Here is an 18,904-nt window from a genome sequence, read left to right as displayed (position 1 = left end):
CCCGCGCCGTCTCGGGTCGCCGGTCACGGGCCGGTGGTGGCTGTCGGCGCGGGGGTCGGCGCCGTGGCCGCGGACGTCGCCGGTGGTGCGGGCGCAGTCGTCGTCGGGACCGCCGGCTGAGGGGCCGGGGGTGCGGGAGCCTGGGTCGCTGGCGGGCCGGACGAGACCACGTATCGCACCTCGCTGTTCACCGGCACCGCTGCCCCGGGTCCCGGATCCGTGCGCAGCACCGTTCCCTCGGGCTGCTGTGATTCCTCCCTGCCCACGTTCACGGGCCGCAGGCCGAGCTCCACGAGGGCGGCCTCGAGCTCCGCGCCGGTTCGTCCCTGCAGTCCCGCGGGGATCGTGACCTGCTCCGGTCCGGTCGACACGGTGAGGGTGACGGTGTCGCCCGGGCTCAGCGCCCCGACGGGGGCGACGCCAATCACCAGGCCCGCAGCGAACTCGGCGGACGACTCCCGCTGGGATTCCACGCGGAACCCCAGTCCACCGAGTTCCGCCGAGACCTCCGCCTCGGGCCGGCCCAGGTACTGGCTCGGTGTGATGACCACCTGATCGGCCTCCGTGGTGCTCGGAGACGGGGAGGGCGACGGCGAGGTGGGCGACGGCGACGGTGTACGGGACGTCGTCGGCGCGGCGCTCGCGGAGGTGCTCGTCTCCGCCGGCGCGGGGTCACCGCCACCGGACAGGAGGGGTTGCAGGACGAGGAAGGCGATGGCGCCGAGGGCGAGCAGGAGAAGCACGATCAGCGGGATCAGCCACGGGCTCCGGCCGTTCTCGTCCTCGTCGCGGTTCGGCTGCTCGGGAGAGGGCGCGTCGAGGTCCTCCTCCGACCAGTTCCGCGATGCGGCGATGCCGGCCGCTGCGCCGACCGCGGCCGGTGCGGCGACCGTGGGCAGTGCCGACGTCGACGGCGCCGGCACCATCGTCGTCGCCTGCGTGTCCTGGCGGGGAATCGCCGCGGTGGAGTCGCCCGGATCCGGGGCGAAGGACAGCAGGCCCGGCACGGCCGCCTCCGCGGCACGGATGTCGCCGGCGCGGATGGCATCGACGGCGCGCGCGAGGGATTCGGCGTCGCGTGGTCGATCCGCGGGGTCCTTGGCCAGCATGGAGCCGATGAGTGCCCTGACCGGCCGCGGGATGGACTGCGGAAGCGGCGGCGGGGCGTCGTTGACCTGCGCGAGGGCGATCGCGATCTGCGATTCGCCGGAGAACGGGCGCCGTCCGGCCAGCAGTTCGTACCCGATGACGCCGAGTGCATAGATGTCGGACGAGCCCGTGGCCGGCTGGCCGGTCGCCTGCTCCGGCGCGAGGTACTGCGCCGTCCCCATGACCTGGCCCGTAGCGGTCAGCGGTACCTGATCGGCCAGCCGCGCGATCCCGAAGTCGGTGATCTTCACGCGGCTGTCCGGCATCACGAGGATGTTGCCCGGCTTCACGTCCCGGTGCACGAGGCCCTGGCGGTGCGCGACGGCGAGGGCGGTGGCGGTCTGCCCGACGATCGAGAGCGTGCGGTCGGGGGAGAGGACCTGTTCCTTCTCGATGACGGCCGAGAGCGGCTGCCCCGGAACGAGTTCCATCACGAGGTACGCGGATCCGCCCTCCTCGCCGTAGTCGAAGACGTTCGCGATGCCTTCGTGGTTCAGCAGCGCCGTATGGCGGGCCTCGGCCCGGAAGCGGTTGAGGAACGCGGGATCGCCCGAGTACTCCTCCTTGAGGATCTTGATCGCGACGACGCGGCCGAGGATCTGGTCCCGCGCCTTCCACACCTCGCCCATGCCCCCGATGGCGATCCGCTCGGTCAGTTGGAACCTGCCGCCCAGGGTGATGCCTGATGTGGGCCTCATCTGTTCAACACCGCCTCTATGAGTCTCTTGGCACTGGGGGAGGTCAATTGCTGACCAGTGGGGATGTCCACGTTCTCCATCACGATCGAAAGTGCTACCTGGGGGTCGTCCGCTGGCGCGAAGCCCGTGAACCATGCGTTGTCACCGGTTTCGGAGAACTCCGCGGTTCCCGTCTTGCCGGCCACCCGGACACCGGGCACCTGGGCGCCCACCCCCGTGCCGTTGTCCACCACGTTGACCATCCATTCCGTGAGCTGGTCCGCGGTGTCCCCGCTGACCGACTGGCGCAGCGACTCCGGCTGGGGCGACTCGATGAGCTCGAGGTCCGCGGCCCGGATCGATTTCACGAGCTGCGGTTTCATCTGCTGGCCGTCGTTCGCGATGGCGGCGGACACCATCGCCATCTGGAGGGGTGTCACCCGCGTGTCGAACTGCCCGACGGCGGACTGCGCCAGCTCGGTGTCCGTCAGGTCCGAGGGGAAGACGCTCGCGATGACCCTGGTGGGAATGTCCATCTCCTCGCCGAACCCGAACTTCGCGGCCTGCTCCGCGATGGCCTCCTCACCCAGGTCCAGTGCGATCTGCGCGAAGGGCGTGTTGCACGACTGTTCCAGCGCGAACTCGAGGTCCGCCGTCGTCCTGCTCGCGCAGTTGCCCGAGACGAAGTTCGGCAGGGTGTACTCGATCCCGGGGAATTCCAGGGCGGGAGGATTCGGGATCTGCGATTCGGCGTCGTACTCCCCGGACTCGAGCGCGGCCGCGGCGTCGATGAGCTTGAAGACGGATCCGGGCGAGACGAGGGATTCGGTGGCCGGGTTCGTATAGATCGAGAGGCCCGGCTGCTCCGACAGCTTCGCGGCATTCTGCTCGATGACCGCGGTGTCGTGCCCCGAGAGGAGGTTGGGGTCGTAGGAGGGCTTCGAGACCATCGCGAGGATGTTGCCCGTGGAGGGCTCCATCACCACGATCGAGCCGCGTTGACCGTCGGGGATGAGGTCGGAGGCGAGCTGCTGGATCTCCGGGTCGATCGTGAGCTCCACCGACGCGCCCTGAGGATCGACGCCGGAGAAGAGGGTCACCACGCGGTCGTAGAACAGTGAGCTGCTGGTTCCCGCGAGGATCTCCGATTCCGCTTTCTCGAGCTGCGATGACCCGAGGGAGAGGGAGTAGTACCCGCTCAGGTGGGCGTACAGTTCCGGTTCGTTGTACACGCGCTGGTAGTTGAACTGGTCGCTCGAGGGCACGGACTCGGCGATGGCACGGCCGTCGACGAGGATCGCGCCGCGCTGCCGGCCGAAGTCCTGGTAGAGCTGGCGGCTGTTCCACGGGTTCGCCTTGAGTTCCTGCGCCTGGAAGAACTGCACGTAGGTGAGGGAACCGAGCACCAGGGCGAACATGCTGATCGCCACGACCCACGCCCTGCGGATGGCCTGGTTCATCGGGTGGCCACCTTCGCGGTCCGCTTCTTCACGGGTTTGCCGCTGACTCCGACCGCATCGGGGAAGGAGTCCTTCATGGGTGCCGTCGGCACCGGGCGGCGGGCGGTCTCGGAGATGAGCAGGATCAGGGCCACGATGAGCCAGTTCGCCAGCAGCGACGAGCCACCGGCGGACATGAACGGCGTGGTGAGGCCCGTCAGGGGGATCAGGCGCGTGATGCCGCCGATGACCACGAAGCACTGTAGGGCGATCGTGAAGGAGAGGCCGCAGGCGAGGAGCTTGCCGAAACCGTCCTTCGTCCCCAGCGCGGCCCGGATCCCCCGGGAGACCAGGAGTACGTAGAGCATCACGATGGCGACGACGCCGATGAGCCCCAGCTCCTCGCCCAGTGCGGCGATGATCATGTCGCTGTTGGCATACGTGACGAGGTCGGGGCGCCCTGCTCCGAAGCCCGTGCCGGCGAGTCCGCCGTTGGCCAGGCCGAACAGGCCCTGCACCACCTGGTGGCTGCCGCCCGGCGCGCGGTCGTAGACCTCCGGGGCGAAGGCGTTGATCCAGGAATCGAACCGCAGTGCGACGTGGCTGAACAATTCGAGCGCCACGAAGATGCCGACGCCGATCATGGCCAGTCCGATCAGCACCCAGCTGACCCGGCTCGTCGCGACGTAGATCATGACCATGAACAGACCGAAGAAGAGGATGGACGAGCCGAGGTCCCGCTGGAAGATCAGCACGCCGATGCTCACGAGCCAGGCAGCCGCCATGGGCGCGAGGTCCTTGAAGCGGGGGAGCTGGAGCGGACCCAGCTTCTTGCCCGCCAGCAGGATGAGGTCCCGATTCGTCGAGAGATACCCCGCGAAGAAGATGGCAAGGGTGATCTTCGCGATCTCGCCCGGCTGGAAGGTGCCGAAGCCCACCGAGATCCAGATCCGCGCCCCGTTGATCTCCAGGCCGAGTGGGGCCGGGGCGAGCGGCAGCAGGAGGAGGACGGCGCTGACGATCAGCGAGATGTACGTGAAGCGGCGCAGCAGCCTGTGGTCCCGCAGGAGGATCAGGAGGACCGCGGCGGCGCCCATGGCGACGGCCGTCCACATCACCTGCTGCGGTGCGACGGGACTCATTTCCGGGTTGACCTGCATGGCCGACAGATCCAGTCGGTGGATCATGGCCAAGCCGATTCCGTTCAGCGCCACCACGATCGGAAGAATGAGCGGATCGGCATACTTCGCCCGGAAGCGCAGGACGACATGCAGGAACAGGCTCATGAGGGTGAGGGTCAGGCTGAGGGTCCAGAAGAACTCACTGAACGCCTCCTCGCGATCCACGCCCGCCAGGTAGTTGGCGGTGATCGCGACGACGAGCGCGAGGAGGAGCAGGAGCAGCTCGACGTTGCGCCGCGACCGGGGCACGGTCAGGACATCACTCATCTGCTGCACCTTCACATTCGACGGCTGGGGATGACACGGCGGGGGAGGACGGGGTCGCCCGCGGAGACGCGGACGCCGAGGCGGAGCCCGACGGGGACGAGGACGGGGACGAGGACGGGGTGGCGGTCGGGGTGGCCGACGGCGAACCGGACGGCCGCGGCGACGCCGTACCGGAGGGCGCGGGCCCGCCGGCAGCGGTGCCGGCTGTCGGGCCCGGTGATGCGGAGGCCGTGGAGGACGGCGCGGGGTCGCAGCTGACGGCCCGCAGTTCACTGCGCAGATCGCCGACGATCCGTTCGGCTTCCTCAAGGCTCGCCGCCGGGAGCGTGTTCGACAGCTGGGACCGCTGGTACTCGGGCAGGTTGGAGACGGGGATGTCCGTCACCTCGTACAGCTCGCTGAGGCTGATCGGTCCGATCCGTTGGGGAACCCCCGTGTAGATCGCGACGCGGTTGTCCGAGTCCGCCACGTAGTAGCGGGTCTGGGTCCAGGTGTAGCCCAGGCCGACGACGGCAATCAGGATGAGGGTCATGAGGGAGAGGATCGTCGGGATGAACCAGCGCTTCTTCCCCGACGGCGCCTGGTCCTCGGGGTCCTCCGTGGCCTCCGGCTCGGCCTTGTGCGTCAGCATCTTGGCGGCGCGCCGTTCGGTGGACCGCTGGGTCACGATCGGGATCTGGCCCGTCTCGGTCGCGAGGGCCGCGGATCCCACGAGCACATGGGGTCGCGTGAGCAGGTCCTGGCGGATGACGTCGGCGCGGATCGCCGCGCCGGGCAGGTCGCCGTTCCGGTCGATCTCGTGGGAGGCCGCATCGGGGTCGGCCGGCAGGTCGCGTTCGCCCGCCGCCTGCCGGGCGGGGGGGATGGACGCCGGGGGCGACGCGTCGTCGTCGTCGGCCTCGATGACCTCGACGACGGCGACGGTGATGTTGTCCGGGGAGCCGCCCGCGAGGGTCAGGTCGACGAGGGTGTCGACGCATTCACGGATGCTCTTCGCCTCGCGCATGACCTGCTCCACCCTGCGGTCCTGCAGGACGGCGTTGAGGCCGTCCGAGCAGAGCAGCCAGCGTTCTCCGGGTTCGGCGTCGAACTGCGCGAGGTCCAGCTCCGGGCTCGCGTCGACGTCGCCGAGCACCCTCATGAGGACGTTCTTGTGGGGGTGGGTCTCCGCCTCCTCGGGCCTGAGCCGTCCTTCCTCGATGAGGCGCTGTACGAACGTGTGATCCGTGGTGATCTGCTCGAAGACGCCGTCCTTCAGGCGGTAGGCGCGGGAGTCGCCGATGTGGGCGAGCTGCAGGGTGCTGCCCTCGAGCAGGATCGCCGTGACCGTCGTACCCATGCCGGCGAGCTGCGGGTTGGTGGCGACGAGTTCGGAGAGCAGCGAGTTCGCGGTCTGGATCTCGTCCGCCAGGTGCGTCCCGGCGTCGCCGTCATGCGCGCCGTGGTCGAGGTGGACCAGGTCCAGGACCGTGGAGGCGGAGGCGACATTGCCGCCGGCGTGGCCACCCATGCCGTCGGCGACGACGGCGAGATAGCGACCCACGTACGCGGAGTCGTCGTTCTTCGCCCGCACCATGCCCACGTCGGAGCGGGCAGCGAACCTCAGGGCAAGCGGCACGCCTACGGCCTCAATTCGATGACCGTCTTACCGATCCGGATGGGGACATTCGGCTCGACGGGCAGCGCGCGCGTCAGTTGGGCCCCTGCAAGGTAGGTGCCGTTGGTGGAGCCGAGATCCTCGATGAACCAGCGGCTGCCCTGCGGGAAGAGACGGGCGTGGCGGCCGGAGGCATAGTCGTCCTCGAGCACGAGGGTTGCCTCCTGGGCGCGGCCCAGGAGGATGGGGCTCGCCGCGAGGTCGAGGCTGGTCCCCGCGAGGGGGCCCTCCGTGACGACCAGCCGGCGGGTGGCGGTGCGTGCGGCAGGCGGTTCCTCCACGAGCTCGGGATTCTTGCGGATCTCGCGCGCCGTGGGTGCACCCACCCTGTTGCGGCGTCCGACGGCGAGGTCGCGTCGCAGGGCGCCGACCGTGCTGAGGACCAGGACCCACAGCAGGATCAGGAAACCGAAGCGGAACAGGGTGACGGTGAGCTCTCCGGCCTCGCTCATCGGCGGCCATCCCCGTCCTGTGTCGGGAGGAGGTGGAACGTCATGCGGGAGCGTCCCATGGTGATCGTGGAGCCGTCGGTGAGTTCCGCCTGTCCGACCACCCGCTGCCCGTTCACGTAGCTTCCGTTGGTGGACCCGAGATCGACGGCGTAGATCCGGGCGCCCTGCGCCCGGATCTCCAGGTGGCGCCGGGAGACCCCGGTGTCGTCGACGAGGATGTCCGCTTCCGAGGAGCGGCCGAGGACGATGGAGCCGGAATTGATGGAGTAGCGCTGGCCGTCCATCTCGAGGATCGGCTGGTAACGCGTGGGCTGGCGGCGCGGAGCCGTGGGAGCGGCCGGGCCCGGGGAGCGCCGCGCGGCGGTCTGCTTCTCGATGGAGGAATCGATCTCGAAGACCCCGGCCTTGAGCTCCGGATCGTGCTCGAAGGAGACGCGGACAGGCCCCTGGAGGCTGTACTGCTGGCCGTTCACATGGGCGATGACGACGTCGCAGAGTTCTTCGGCGAGTGCGGATCCCCACTGCTGCGCGAGTTCGAAGTCGGAATCGGACAGGCGGGCCGTGAACACGTTGGGGGCGAGGGTGCGTCCCTGCGCGAGGACGAGGGACCGGTTGTCCAGTTCCTTGCGGAGGGCACTGGCGATCTCGAGGGGCTGCACCTGGGATCGCGCCCCCGTGGTGAAGGCGCCGCGGACCAGCTTTTCGAGTCCCCGCTCCACATTGTCGAGAATGCCCATCTTCCGCCTCCTCCCCCTGCTGCACAGGTGTCCAGGGCCCGGTCAGCAGGGTGCTGAGGGGCATGGCCCGGTTCTGGTCATGGCAATGTCCAGCCGGGCATGTTCCCTCCGATACTACTGGGAGCCTCTGGTAATGGGCTCCAAGCCGTCGCGCCGGGGATTACTTTGTCCTAACGATCATCCGCCGTCGCGGACCGTGCAGGGACGCCGCCGAGCCTGCCCCTGCGGGCGGTTTAGGTAATTGCTGCCGGGCTCCGTTATGCTTGACTCTGCTGTTCACAACACCTGCCAGGTGCAGATGTTGGAATCTCGAAATTGCGCGAGTGGCGGAACGGCAGACGCGCTGGCTTCAGGTGCCAGTATCCGAAAGGGTGTGGGGGTTCAAATCCCCCCTCGCGCACGATGCAGGATCGTCTGCAGCAAACGAAGGGCCTCCGCTCAGCGGGGGCCCTTCGTCGTATCCGGGCCATCAGCGGAAGTCGCGGGACTTCGTGGTCGCCTTGAGCTGCAGGACCTCGATGCGGTCCGCCACGACATTGACGATCCCCTCGGGGGACCGCTCGAGGACACCCCTGACGATCACGCTGCTGGCCTCCCGGGCGACACGGCGGTAGCGCTGCCACACCCCCACGGAGCAGATGACGTTCACCAGTCCCGTCTCGTCCTCCAGGTTCATGAACGTGATCCCGCTCGCCGTCGCCGGCCGTTGCCGGTGTGTCACGACTCCTGCCACCTCGATCCGGCGGCCGGACTCGGACGTCCTGAGTTCCTGTGCCGTCAGGGCGCCGCGGCGCTTCAGCCTGGCCCGGGCGTGGCGCACGGGGTGGTCGTCGGGGGTGATGCCCGTGGACCACAGGTCGGAGCCCACCTTGTCGATGTCCGAGAGTTCGGGCATCAGGGGAGGCTGGATGTAGACGGCGGTGCCCCTGATCTGGCCGTCGCGTTCCGTCGAGGCCGGGCCGGCGTTCCAGAGTGCCTCGCGACGGCTCAGGCCCATCGAGTCGAACGCACCGGACGCCGCGAGCGCCTCGAGCTGGCCCGCATTGACGCCCGTGCGGCGCGCGAGGTCGGGCATGTCCTCGTAGGGCCCATTGCCATCCCGTTCGGCGACGATCCTCCCGGCGAGGTCCACACCGACGGATTCGACGCTGGCGAGTCCGAGCCGCACCGCGTAGTTGCCGTCGCGGCGGTGGGGGGTCGAGTCGAACGGCGTGTCCTGGTCGAAGTAACCGACCGGGGGCTGCTCGTCCTCCGTGCAGCAGTCCATGCCGGTGGTGCGTGCCGACGGATCGTCAGCCGGCGCGTAGCCCTCGAGCGGTTCGAGGTCGGCGTGCACCCCGGAGTGCAGGATGTCGGGCCGCAGGACCACGGCTCCGTGCCGCCGGGCGTCGGCCACGAGCGTCTGGGGTGAATAGAACCCCATGGGCTGCGCCCGCAGGAGCGCGGCCAGGAACGCCCCGGGGTAGTGCAGGCGCAACCAGGCGCTGACGTAGACCAGCAGGGCGAAGCTGATCGAGTGGCTCTCGGCGAACCCGAAGTTCGCGAAGGCGTGGATCTTGTCGTAGATGGTGTCCGCGACGTCGCCGGTGATCCCGTTGGCTGCCATGCCCTCGTACAGCGTGGCCTTGAGGGAGTCGATCCGCTCCTCGCCGCGTTTGGACCCCATGGCCCGGCGGAGGAGGTCGGCGTCCGCCCCGGAGCAGCCGCCCACCACCATCGCCATCTGCATGAGCTGTTCCTGGAAGAGCGGGACGCCGAGGGTCCGTTCGAGGACCGGTTCGAGGTCGGGGTGTAGGTACCGGACCTCCTCCTCGCCCATCTTCCGTTTGATGTAGGGGTGCACGGCCCCGCCCTGGATCGGTCCGGGCCGAACGAGGGCCACCTCGATGACGAGGTCGTAGAACTGCCGGGGCTGCAGCCGCGGGAGCATGCCCATCTGGGCGCGGCTCTCCACCTGGAAGACACCCACCGAGTCCGCGAAGCACAGCATGTCGTACACGCCCTGCTCCTCCTTGGGGATGGTGTGCAGCTCCCATTTCTCCCCGAAATGCCGCTCCACGAGGTCGAAGTTGTACTGGATCGCCGCGAGGATCCCGAGACCCAGCAGGTCGAACTTCACCAGCCCCATCCAGGCGCAGTCGTCCTTGTCCCACTGCAGCACCGTCCGCCCCTCCATCCGTCCATGCTCGATGGGGCATACTTCTCCCACGGGGCGATCGGTGAGCACCATGCCGCCGGAGTGGATCCCCATGTGGCGGGGGAACTTCAGGACCTCCTGCGCCAGGCCGACCACGGACTCCGGGATGTCGTGGTCGCTGCTGGAGACGAGTCCTCCCCACCGTTCGATCTGCCGGGACCAGGCGTCCTGCTGGCCCGGACTGTGGCCGAGGGCCTTCGCCATGTCCCGGACGGCGAACTTGGGACGATAGGTGATGACATTGGCCACCTGGGCGGCGTTGAAGCGCCCGTACTTCCGGTAGACGTACTGGATGACCTCCTCACGGCGGTCCGAATCGAAATCCACGTCGATGTCCGGCTCCTCGTCGCGCATGCTCGAGAGGAAGCGCTCGAAGGGGAGCTGGTACTTGATGGAATCGACGGCGGTGATCCCCAGCAGGTAGCAGACCGCCGAGTTGGCGGCCGACCCCCGTCCCTGGCACAGGATGCCGTTGCGGCGCGCATGGTGGACCAGGTCATGGACGATCAGGAAGTAGCCCGGGAAGTTCTTGCTCTCGATGACGTCCAGTTCGCGTTCGATGCGGTCGCGGACGTCGTTCCGGTTCCCGTAGAGCTTGTCTGCCCCCTGCCAGACGAGCTCGCGGAGGTAGCTCATCTGGGTGTGGCCCTCGGGCAGGTCGATGGTCGGCAGCCCGGGCCTGGCGCTGCGCAGGGTGAAGGAGAGATCCGCAGCGAGGTCCACGGTGCGCTCCACCGCCCCGGGGTAGTCCCGGAACCGCCGCGCCATCTCCGCACCGCTGCGCAGGTGGGCGGCGCCGGCCGCGGGAAGCCAGCCGTCCATCTGGTCCAGGCTCCGGCGGGCCCGGACCGCGGCCAGGGCGGAGGCGAGCCGGTGTTGCTTCGGTGTCGCGTAATGCACGTTGTTGGTCGCCACGGTGGGCAGCCTCACGCGGGCAGCGACGGCGCTCAGGGCGTCGTTGTGCGCCGTGTCCAGGGGGTCGCCCTGGTTGACGAGCTCGACGACGACCGACTCGCCGCCGAACAGTTCGACGAGCGTCCGGAGCTCGGCCTCGGCCGCGGAGTCACCTCCCGCGACGAGTGCCGAGCGGACAGCACCCTTCCGGCAACCGGTGAGGATCATCCACTGGCCGGCGGCATGCCCCGCGAGGCGCTCGAGATCGTAGCGGGGTTTCCCCTTCTCGGCGTCGGCGTGGAGCTGGGCCTCGGTGATGGCCGTGGACAGGCGGTGGTAGCCGGCCGATCCGCGCGCGAGGACCAGCAGGTGCCGCCCTTCCGGGTCGGCCTCCCCGTTCTGCGGCCTGGACAGGCCGAGCGAGAGTTCCGTGCCGTACATGGTCGAGATCCCGGGGTACTTCTCGGCGGCCTCCGCGAAGCGTACCGCGCCGTACAGCCCGTCGTGGTCGGTGAGCGCCATGCCGGTGAGCCCGAGCCGGTGGGCCTCCTCGGCGAGGTGCTCGGGGCTGGAGGCGCCGTCGAGGAAACTGAAGTTGGAGTGGACATGCAGCTCCGCGTACGGCACCACGGGCCCCTCGGGGGCCGGGACCTCGGCGGGGGCGGTGTAGGGCTGCCGTTTGCGCGACCAGGCGGGGCTGTCCCCGCCGTCGGCCCCGACGGGCGGCGCGCCGGGCCGGGTGTCGGAGAGGTTCCGTTCGAAGTCCGACCACGGGATGGGGGGATTGTTCCAGCCCATCAGTCGTAGCTCGCCTCGACCCACCACGCGTGGTCCTCGAGCAGCAGCAGCCAGGCAGATCCCGAGTGGTCCACCAGCTGGAAGCGGTTGAGGACGCGCCCCCTGGGGTCCCACCAGCGTTCGTCGATCGGCCACGGGCCGGCCCAGGAGTGCACGGGCCGCCGTTCGTCGTCGGGCCCGGGGCTGAAGAAGGAGGGATCGGCGGTCAGGAGGCCCCGGGGATCGACGTCGACCGGGTTGCCCCGGGAATCGACGACGACGGCGGGTACGGGGTCGGCGAACACGGTGGCCGGTGCCGGGCCGGGGAGGCGACCGGGCCAGGGCTGCGCTCGGTCCCTGGCCCGTGCGGTCGAGGACTGCGGCTGGCCCATCGGTGCGTCTCCCCACGGGATGAAGACCCGGCGGTCCGCGAGGAGCCGTCCCCCGGCGATGACCGCGGTCAGCACGGCACCGTGTCCCAGCATGCTCTGCACGCGGGCCAGGCCGTGGTGGATCTCCTCGTCCGGCCCCGTTCCCCACAGGCCGTCCGCGTGGTCGCCGAGGTTCTCGACGATGTCGGGCACGATGTGGACCCGGGTGATGCCGGAGGTCAGGCCGTGGTCGGACGCGTTGGTGCCCTGGAGCTGCCAGCGCACGCGGTCCACGACGTCGTCGGCGTCGAACCAGCGCGGGTGCCGCCACCGGCGCTCGGACACCTCCCCCGACTCCGTGTGCAGACAGACCTGCAGCGCCGTGCACACCAGTCCCGCCTCCCGCAGCCCGTCGATGAATTCGCCGGCCCGGGTGCGGAATGCGAAGGCCAGCTGGTCGATGCGGGCGAGGGGTGGCTCGAAATCGGCGGTGGCGTCGAGGTGCGGCGGAGGTTTCCGGGCCACGACGTCCCGGTGGTCGAGTCCGCTCGCCTGGCGGTGCGCCAGGGCGCCCTCGACGCCGAAGCGGTTGCGGACGTCGGAGGCCCTGAGGGCCGCGAAGTCGGCGAGGGAGCGGATGCCGAGGCGCTTGAGCAGCACGGTGAGCTTCGGCTGTCCGAGGACTTCCAGGGGGTAGCTGCCGAGGAACCAGGGCGAGCCACCCTCCGGGATGACGACCACCTGCTCGACGTCGTCGTCCAGTTCATCGGTGGCCCTGGCTGCCTGTTCGGCCGCGAACGGACCGTCAGCGATGCCGATCCGCAGGTCGGTGAGGCCGATGGCCGCGAGGGTCTGGAGGACCACGTCCGCAGCCCCGCGCTCACCACCGTAGTAGCGCGCGGGGCCCTTGATCCTGATGGCGCACAACCCGGGGCGGATGACCTGGACACCGGGCATGATCGTCTCCACGGCCGCGGTCACCGGTTCGAAGGTGCGCTCGTCCAGCGACGGGTCGTAGGGGAGGGACACGAGTCCCGTGCTGCGGGCCTGGGCCTCGCGGATGCGCAGCCCCCTCCCCACGCCGTCCTGCCGTGCTGCGGGGGAGCACGCGAAGACCTCCCCCCGGTCCACGAGGACGAGTGCCGTGTCGGCGGGCAGGGCATGCTCGCGCAGGGCCGCCGTGATGGGCCAGTCGGGGCACCAGAGCATCATGGTCCGGGTGGCGGGAGCCGCCCCTGTGCCGGCGGCGGACGCAGCGGGTCCCGACGGGGCGGATGCTGACGGCGGCGTGGTCGTCATGAGGACTTCATCAGCCGTGGTCCGAACCGGGTGGACGCCGGGGGGAGGGCGGTGTCGGGGCCGTCGAAGAGAGCTCCGGATTGTGCGACGGCATTGAGCCCCGGCGCTCCCGGAGAGGTGCCCTGCAGGTCAGCCAGCCCCACGTAGGCATGGCGGAGCCGTCCGGAGGGCTGGGTCGCGGTGATCTTCAGGCGCCGGGCACTCAGGTGGCCGGATCCAGAACCGAGACCCTCCCAGGCGCTCTCCGCCACACCGAGCGTGGAGTCGGTCTGCTTCCCGTTGCCGAGGGTGATGAGTGCCGCCCCGCGCTGCCGGAGGCGTGCCTTGAGTCGGGCCCATTCCGTGGGTGCCAGGTGTTCCGGGGCCCGGGTCAGGATGATGGAGACGACGTCCACGAGGGCCGCCGTGACCGTGAGCCACTGGGAGCCCGGGTCGGGGACCAGGATGAGGCGTTCGAGGTTGATGCCGAAGCCCTGGGCCGCCTCCACGCTGAAGTCCGGCAGGCCGATGACGCTGCACCACGCGCCGGTCGAGGAGGGCCCGGCGAGCAGGGCCATGGCGAGGGTGGTGGAGTTGCGGACGGTGTAGGAGCCACCCGACTGGAGGCCTCCGCCGGGCAGGATGTGCGCCAGGGCCGGAACCGTGGGCAGGCGGCGGGAATCGAGCGTGCCGGCCTGCATGCTGTTGATGCGGGCCTGGAGGTCGAGGGTGATGTCCGTTGCCGGTGTCCCCCGCCTGCCGGCAGCCCCCGGGCGTGTCGCCCCGGCGTTGGGGGAGGGCTCATCCCATTCGAGGGCAGAGCCGGCAGCTGGAGGCGTCACTCGTCAATATTCGAACAGGTGTTCGAATAAGTCAATCGTCATGCCTCCGCCCGACACCGGGTCCCGCGTGGTGGGGCCCGGTCCTGTGCGCCGCTCAGGCGTCGGAGGCCTTGCGCGCGGCGTCGCGCTCCTTCACCCGCGCCGCCTCGGTACGGACGGCCGCCTGGGTGGCACGCTCCGCGACGAGCCATGCGGGCGGATCCTGCAGCAGGGCGGTGATCTGCTCGCTCGTCAGGGGATCCGTGAGGCCGCCGCGAGACAGCCCGCCGTTGGAGATGCCGAGCTTCTGCGCGACGACGGGACGCGGGTGCGGGCCGGTGCGGCGGAGCTCGGCGAGCCACTCCGGCGGTGTCTGCTGCAGTTCGTTGAACTCCGCGCGCGTCAGCTCGGTCTCCTGGAAGTCCTGGGGGGCGGCGGGCAGGTAGATTCCCAGCTTCTTGGCCGCCGTGGCGGGTTTCAGGGTCTGGGGGTTCTTCGCGGGAGTCATGATCCCAGCTTAACCGTCCGCCTCGCCGTCGCCGGCAGGCGTTACTGTGATCAGATGCCCGCAGACCAGCCCAGAACCCTGTCCGTCGGCTTCGTGCCGGGCGTGACGCCGGGCAAGTGGGTGGCCCGATGGCGCGAACGGCACCCCGACATGCCCCTCGAGCTCCACCAGCACGACGACGCCCTGACGGCGCTGCTGGACGCCTCCGACGACGTCGTCTTCGTCCGCCTGCCGGTGGAGCGCACCGGGATCCACCTGATCCCCCTCTATGAGGAGCAGCCCGTCGCGGTCATGTCACGCGACAACGAACTGTCCCTCTACGACGACGTGCCGCTCGAGGAACTCGAGGGGGAGCCCCTGCTCGACATCGAGGAGTGCGGTGGCCCGAAGACCGCCGTGGAGGTCGCAGCGACCGGCGCCGGCGTCGTCGTCCTGCCGATGTCCCTCGCCCGCCTGTACGCCCGCAGGGATGCCGTGCACCGTGCCGTCCCCGGGCTTCCCGTGACGACCATCGGGATCGCCTGGCGGGTGGAGGACGAGTCCGACGACGTCGAGGAGTTCATCGGCATCGTGCGTGGACGCACGGCCCAGAGTTCACGCCAACCCTCCCAGCGCGAAGCCCCGAAGAAGACCGCGTCCCAGAAGGCCGCCGCGAAGAAAGCCGCGGCCGGAGGGAACCCCAAGGTGCAGAAGGGAGCGGGGAAGCCGCAGCCGCGGAAGCCGGCGCGCCCCGCCGGGTCCCGCGGAAAACGGCGCTGACCTCTTCAGGCGGCTGAGGCGAGGCCGAAGACGGCGGCGGCGATGGCGAAGCCCATGACGCCGATCGTCGTCTCCATGACGGTCCACGTCTTCAGGGTGGTCTTGACGTCCATGTTGAAGAAGCGGCCCACGAGCCAGAACCCGGAGTCGTTGACATGGCTGGCCACCACGGACCCGCCTGCCACGGCCACCACGAGGGCTGCCAGCTGCAGGCCGTTGTAGTCCCCGGCCAGGATCGCGGGGGAGATGAGGCCGGCAGCGGTGGTCAGTGCCACGGTCGCCGAGCCCTGGGCGATGCGGAGGATCGCTGCGATCAGGAAGCCGGCGAGGATGATCGGGATGCCGAGATCGCCGAGGACGTCGGCGAGTGCGTCACCGATGCCGCTGGTCCGCAGGACGCCGCCGAACATGCCGCCGGCGCCGGTGATGAGGATGACGGAGCAGACCGGGCCGAGTGCCGATTCCAACGTGCTCTCCAGGACGGTCTTGTCGATCCCGCGGCGGCGGCCGAGGACGTAGGACGCCACGAGGAGGGTGATCAGCAGGGCCACGGGGGTCTCCCCGAGGGTGCGCAGGAGCTGGAACCAGCCCTGCTCGGTCACGCTCTCGTCCACGGCGCCCGAGCGGGCCAGGGTGTTCAGGCCGGTGTTGAGGAAGATCAGCACGAGGGGCAGCAGCAGGATCCCGACGACGGTTCCGAATTTCGGCGGGTTCGCCTCGGCCTGCTCGTCAGCGGAACCGAGCAGTTCGGGGACGGGCAGGACGTACTTCTTCCCGGCCCAGAGACCGTACAGGTAGGAGGTCACGTACCAGGTGGGGATCGCGGCGAGGAGGCCGACCATGATGACGAGGCCGACGTTCGCGCCGAAGAACTCGGAGGCGGCGACGGGCCCCGGGTGCGGAGGGACGAAGATGTGCATGACGGAGAAGGCGCCCGCGGCCGGGAGGCCGTAGCGGAGCACGCCGCCGCCGAGGCGGTGGGCGACGGCGAAGACGATGGGCAGCATGACCACGAGCCCGGCGTCGAAGAAGATGGGGAAGCCGAAGATCAGCGAGGCGACGCCGAGGGCGAGGGGCGCCCGGTGCTCGCCGAAGACCCGGATGAGGTAGTCGGCGAGCACCTTCGCTCCGCCGCTGGTCTCGACCAGGCGCCCCAGCATCGCGCCGAGTCCCACGAGGAGCGCGACGGCGCCGAGGGTGTTTCCGAAGCTGCTGACCAGCACGGGGACGATCTGCGACGTGGGGATCCCGGTGGCGAACGCGGTTGCGAGGCTGACGAGGATCAGTGAGACGAATGCGTGGATGCGGAGCTTGATGATCAGGAACAGCAGCGCGAGGATTGCCGCTGCAGCGATCAGGAGGAGCGGACCGGCGGTGAGGCTCTGGGTCCATCCTTCGATGGGCATGTTTTCTCCGTTGAAGTGGTGCGGATCGGGGGGGGTCAGTTGCTGGGCAGGTCGAGCTGGTCGATGACGTCGGTCGTGACGTCGTCGGGGGTGCCGGTGTTCTGGATCCGGATGCCCAGCTCATCGGCTTCCAGGGGTTCGAGCGTGCTGATCTGCGAGGGCAGGAGCGACTCCGGCATGAAGTGGCCGCTGCGGGTCTTCATGCGCTCGAGGATGAGATCGGTGTCGCCGAGCAGGTGCACGAACCGCACCTGGCCCTCTGCCCCGGTGAGGAGGTCCCGGTAGGAACGCCTCAGGGCCGAGCAGGTGACGACGGTGCTGCGGCCCGCCCGCGCCTGGAGGGTCATCCAGGTGCGCATGGACTCCAGCCAGGGCCAGCGGTCCTCGTCGGTGAGTGCGATCCCGGCGGTCATCTTCGCGATGTTCGCGGCGGGGTGGAAGTCGTCCGCCTCGGCGAACACCCAGCCGAGCCGTTCCGTGAGCCGGGTGGCGATGGTGGTCTTCCCGGACCCGGAGATACCCATGACGACCACATGGTGTGGCTGTGCATCCATGCTGACTCCCTTGTCGATGCTGTGGAACGGATCACGATCGGAGTAAAGGTAACACCTTTCAATTCAAAGGTAGTACCTTTCTGGGTTCATCGGATCGCTCTATGGTTGGGGAATCGGCCGGATGGCGGCCGGTGCACGGAGGAGGACGATGACGTCGCAGACAGATCCTGCGGGATCACCGGGAGGAGCAGCCGCGGTGTTCCCTACGCGCATCATCGACGCGCTGGGCCAGGACATCGCGGACGGTGTGCTGCCCGAGGGGGCACGCCTGACGATCGAGGGCCTGCAGCAGCAGTTCGGGGTCTCACGCACCGTGGTGCGGGACTGCATGCGCGTGCTGGAGTCGATGAACCTGATCGTGCCCAAGCGCCGCATCGGGCTCGTGGTGCAGGGCCCCGAGCGGTGGAACGTCTACGATCCCCGGGTGATCCGGTGGCGGCTGCACGGCCCGGGGCGCGCGGCGCAGTTCCGTTCCCTCACGCACCTGCGCCGCGCCGTCGAGCCGGTTGCGGCGGCGCTCGCGGCCCGGCACGCCTCGGGCGCACAACGCCTGCGGATCGCGGCGCTCGGGGAGGACCTGCGGCGGCTGGGCGAGGCCGGATCACTCGAGGAGTTCCTGGACGTGGACATCGAGTTCCACACGCTCATCCTCGAGGCGAGCGGCAACGAGATGTTCCACGCCCTGCGGGAGGTGATCGCCGAGGTGCTCTCGGGCAGGACGCACCAGGGACTGATGCCCCACAATCCCAAGGAGCACGCACTCCGGACGCACGAGCAGGTGGCGTCAGCGATCAGGGGCGGTGATGCCGCGACGGCGGAGGCGTGCATGGAATCGCTGCTCGCCGAGGTCAGCGAGGCCATCGACTGAGCAGGGCGACCAGGGGACGTGAAGTCCTCGCGATACTGCACGCGTTGACCTGAGGGCGGCACGGGATGGGCCGTCCGTACTCAGATGAGGTGGCATTCGCTCCGGGCGAAGCCGGTCCGGTTCCCAAGGCGTCCCGCGGCTCCGGGAACCCGGATAGATGGAGCTTCCTGGAGCTGTCGAGATACAGCGAAGATCGGCAGGCCGGCGAGGAGCCAGAGGACGCGGAGTAGGACCCAACGCCAGGAGGCGCCGCGGTTCAGGGTGTGCAGTAAACCGACGGCTGCGGGGCGCCGCAGAGGTCGTCACGGTTCGGGACTTATGGTCCTACCGGGTACGTCCATGGGGCGTAGCGTCTTGATCCAAGCTCGCATGTCTTGGTCAACACGAAGGGGTCACAATGCTCCGGTCTCGACCCGCCGTCATCGGAATGGTCTTGGCCCTCGCCCTCGGCAGCGCCCTCGGCAGCGGCCTCGGGGGCACGACTCTGGGGCCGCCCGCGGCCGCCGCATCAGCGGTGGCTGTGCAGTGGAGCGTTCCGGCGTTGACGGCGGTCGAGCAGGCCGGCGACGACGCGATCGAGCAGCACTATGAGCAGCTCGGCGGCAGCGCATCGTTCCTCGGCACGCCAGTCGGCAGCGCGTACGACATCGCGGGGGGTCGCGCCCAGGACTACGCCGCCGGCACGATCTACTGGAGCTCCGGTGCCGGAGCGCACGAGGTGCACGGGGCGATCCGCGGACGCTATCTCGCGTTGGGCGGACCGGCCGGCTTCCTGGGCTTCCCGCTCACGGACGAGACCGCCACCCCGGGCGCCGTTGGTCGGTTCAACCACTTCAGCGGTGTGAACGCCGGTTCGTCGATCTACTGGAGCCCCGGTGCCGGAGCGCACGAGGTGCACGGGGGGATCCGCGG

Annotated in this window: 15 protein-coding genes and 1 tRNA gene; 4 read left to right on the top strand and 12 right to left on the bottom strand. The window is 69.5% G+C overall.

Going from position 1 to position 18,904, the window contains the following annotated elements; translation table 11 throughout:
- Positions 1-23: 23 nt before the first annotated feature.
- The 6 genes from IWX63_RS14585 to IWX63_RS14560 are packed head-to-tail and all read right to left on the bottom strand — an operon-like array spanning position 24 to position 7,559.
- Entirely contained in the window at positions 24-1,847 is a 1,824-nt protein-coding gene (locus tag IWX63_RS14585) for a protein kinase domain-containing protein (RefSeq protein ID WP_199278882.1), read from the bottom strand.
- Positions 1,844-3,286: a peptidoglycan D,D-transpeptidase FtsI family protein gene (locus tag IWX63_RS14580; RefSeq protein ID WP_199278881.1), complete on the bottom strand. Its 1,443-nt coding sequence runs from the start codon at positions 3,284-3,286 to the stop codon at positions 1,844-1,846. The genes IWX63_RS14585 and IWX63_RS14580 overlap by 4 nt, the downstream gene beginning before the upstream one ends.
- Positions 3,283-4,713 carry an FtsW/RodA/SpoVE family cell cycle protein gene (locus tag IWX63_RS14575; protein ID WP_199278880.1) on the bottom strand — a complete coding sequence of 477 codons (1,431 nt, stop codon included), beginning with the start codon at positions 4,711-4,713 and terminating at the stop codon, positions 3,283-3,285. Before IWX63_RS14575 ends, IWX63_RS14580 begins: the two co-directional genes overlap by 4 nt.
- Positions 4,706-6,289 (bottom strand): PP2C family protein-serine/threonine phosphatase, encoded by a 1,584-nt coding sequence (locus IWX63_RS14570; RefSeq protein ID WP_199278921.1) that lies wholly within the window; start codon positions 6,287-6,289, stop codon positions 4,706-4,708. Before IWX63_RS14570 ends, IWX63_RS14575 begins: the two co-directional genes overlap by 8 nt.
- Before the next feature lie 44 nt (positions 6,290-6,333).
- On the bottom strand, positions 6,334-6,822 hold the full coding sequence (locus IWX63_RS14565) for an FHA domain-containing protein FhaB/FipA (protein WP_199278879.1): 489 nt from the start codon (positions 6,820-6,822) through the stop codon (positions 6,334-6,336).
- On the bottom strand, positions 6,819-7,559 hold the full coding sequence (locus tag IWX63_RS14560) for an FhaA domain-containing protein (protein WP_199278878.1): 741 nt from the start codon (positions 7,557-7,559) through the stop codon (positions 6,819-6,821). The genes IWX63_RS14565 and IWX63_RS14560 overlap by 4 nt, the downstream gene beginning before the upstream one ends.
- Before the next feature lie 317 nt (positions 7,560-7,876).
- Between IWX63_RS14560 and IWX63_RS14555 the strand changes: the two genes are divergently transcribed.
- A tRNA-Leu gene (locus IWX63_RS14555) sits at positions 7,877-7,959 on the top strand.
- Positions 7,960-8,028: 69 nt separating this feature from the next.
- On the opposite strand, the gene IWX63_RS14550 is transcribed toward IWX63_RS14555, so the two are convergent.
- From IWX63_RS14550 to IWX63_RS14535, 4 genes are all read right to left on the bottom strand, one after another.
- Entirely contained in the window at positions 8,029-11,448 is a 3,420-nt protein-coding gene (locus IWX63_RS14550; RefSeq protein WP_199278920.1) for an error-prone DNA polymerase, read from the bottom strand.
- Positions 11,448-13,097 carry a DNA polymerase Y family protein gene (locus tag IWX63_RS14545; protein ID WP_199278877.1) on the bottom strand — a complete coding sequence of 550 codons (1,650 nt, stop codon included), beginning with the start codon at positions 13,095-13,097 and terminating at the stop codon, positions 11,448-11,450. The genes IWX63_RS14550 and IWX63_RS14545 overlap by 1 nt, the downstream gene beginning before the upstream one ends.
- On the bottom strand, positions 13,094-13,918 hold the full coding sequence (locus tag IWX63_RS14540; protein ID WP_199278876.1) for a hypothetical protein: 825 nt from the start codon (positions 13,916-13,918) through the stop codon (positions 13,094-13,096). The genes IWX63_RS14545 and IWX63_RS14540 overlap by 4 nt, the downstream gene beginning before the upstream one ends.
- A 94-nt stretch (positions 13,919-14,012) precedes the next feature.
- Positions 14,013-14,405, bottom strand: a complete 393-nt coding sequence (locus IWX63_RS14535; RefSeq protein WP_199278875.1) for a DUF5997 family protein — start codon at positions 14,403-14,405, stop codon at positions 14,013-14,015.
- 54 nt (positions 14,406-14,459) lie between these two features.
- Between IWX63_RS14535 and IWX63_RS14530 the strand changes: the two genes are divergently transcribed.
- On the top strand, positions 14,460-15,164 hold the full coding sequence (locus IWX63_RS14530) for a LysR substrate-binding domain-containing protein (RefSeq protein WP_199278874.1): 705 nt from the start codon (positions 14,460-14,462) through the stop codon (positions 15,162-15,164).
- Positions 15,165-15,169: 5 nt separating this feature from the next.
- Here IWX63_RS14530 and IWX63_RS14525 read toward each other — a convergent pair whose 3' ends face one another.
- Entirely contained in the window at positions 15,170-16,570 is a 1,401-nt protein-coding gene (locus IWX63_RS14525) for a GntP family permease (protein ID WP_199278873.1), read from the bottom strand.
- A gap of 35 nt (positions 16,571-16,605) precedes the next feature.
- Positions 16,606-17,124, bottom strand: coding sequence for a gluconokinase (locus IWX63_RS14520; RefSeq protein ID WP_199278872.1), 519 nt, complete (start codon positions 17,122-17,124; stop codon positions 16,606-16,608).
- Positions 17,125-17,272: 148 nt separating this feature from the next.
- Between IWX63_RS14520 and IWX63_RS14515 the strand changes: the two genes are divergently transcribed.
- Together IWX63_RS14515 and IWX63_RS14510 are read left to right on the top strand one after the other, a co-directional pair.
- On the top strand, positions 17,273-17,992 hold the full coding sequence (locus IWX63_RS14515; protein WP_199278871.1) for a FadR/GntR family transcriptional regulator: 720 nt from the start codon (positions 17,273-17,275) through the stop codon (positions 17,990-17,992).
- A 397-nt stretch (positions 17,993-18,389) separates the two neighbouring features.
- On the top strand, positions 18,390-18,904 hold a 515-nt coding region (locus IWX63_RS14510; protein ID WP_442859134.1), incomplete at its 3' end, for an LGFP repeat-containing protein.

Origin of the sequence: Arthrobacter sp. CAN_A2, from assembly GCF_015752045.1 — a bacterium.
GTDB lineage: Bacteria > Actinomycetota > Actinomycetes > Actinomycetales > Micrococcaceae > Arthrobacter_D.
This window is presented reverse-complemented; position numbering and strand designations above follow the sequence as displayed.

Coding starts and splice junctions, on each gene's coding strand:
- IWX63_RS14585 (WP_199278882.1), bottom strand. CDS start 1,847: ATGAGGCCCACATCAGGCATCACCCTGGGCGGCAGGTTCCAACTGACC.
- IWX63_RS14580 (WP_199278881.1), bottom strand. CDS start 3,286: ATGAACCAGGCCATCCGCAGGGCGTGGGTCGTGGCGATCAGCATGTTC.
- IWX63_RS14575 (WP_199278880.1), bottom strand. CDS start 4,713: ATGAGTGATGTCCTGACCGTGCCCCGGTCGCGGCGCAACGTCGAGCTG.
- IWX63_RS14570 (WP_199278921.1), bottom strand. CDS start 6,289: ATGGTGCGGGCGAAGAACGACGACTCCGCGTACGTGGGTCGCTATCTC.
- IWX63_RS14565 (WP_199278879.1), bottom strand. CDS start 6,822: ATGAGCGAGGCCGGAGAGCTCACCGTCACCCTGTTCCGCTTCGGTTTC.
- IWX63_RS14560 (WP_199278878.1), bottom strand. CDS start 7,559: ATGGGCATTCTCGACAATGTGGAGCGGGGACTCGAAAAGCTGGTCCGC.
- IWX63_RS14550 (WP_199278920.1), bottom strand. CDS start 11,448: ATGGGCTGGAACAATCCCCCCATCCCGTGGTCGGACTTCGAACGGAAC.
- IWX63_RS14545 (WP_199278877.1), bottom strand. CDS start 13,097: ATGACGACCACGCCGCCGTCAGCATCCGCCCCGTCGGGACCCGCTGCG.
- IWX63_RS14535 (WP_199278875.1), bottom strand. CDS start 14,405: ATGACTCCCGCGAAGAACCCCCAGACCCTGAAACCCGCCACGGCGGCC.
- IWX63_RS14530 (WP_199278874.1), top strand. CDS start 14,460: ATGCCCGCAGACCAGCCCAGAACCCTGTCCGTCGGCTTCGTGCCGGGC.
- IWX63_RS14525 (WP_199278873.1), bottom strand. CDS start 16,570: ATGCCCATCGAAGGATGGACCCAGAGCCTCACCGCCGGTCCGCTCCTC.
- IWX63_RS14520 (WP_199278872.1), bottom strand. CDS start 17,124: ATGGATGCACAGCCACACCATGTGGTCGTCATGGGTATCTCCGGGTCC.
- IWX63_RS14515 (WP_199278871.1), top strand. CDS start 17,273: ATGACGTCGCAGACAGATCCTGCGGGATCACCGGGAGGAGCAGCCGCG.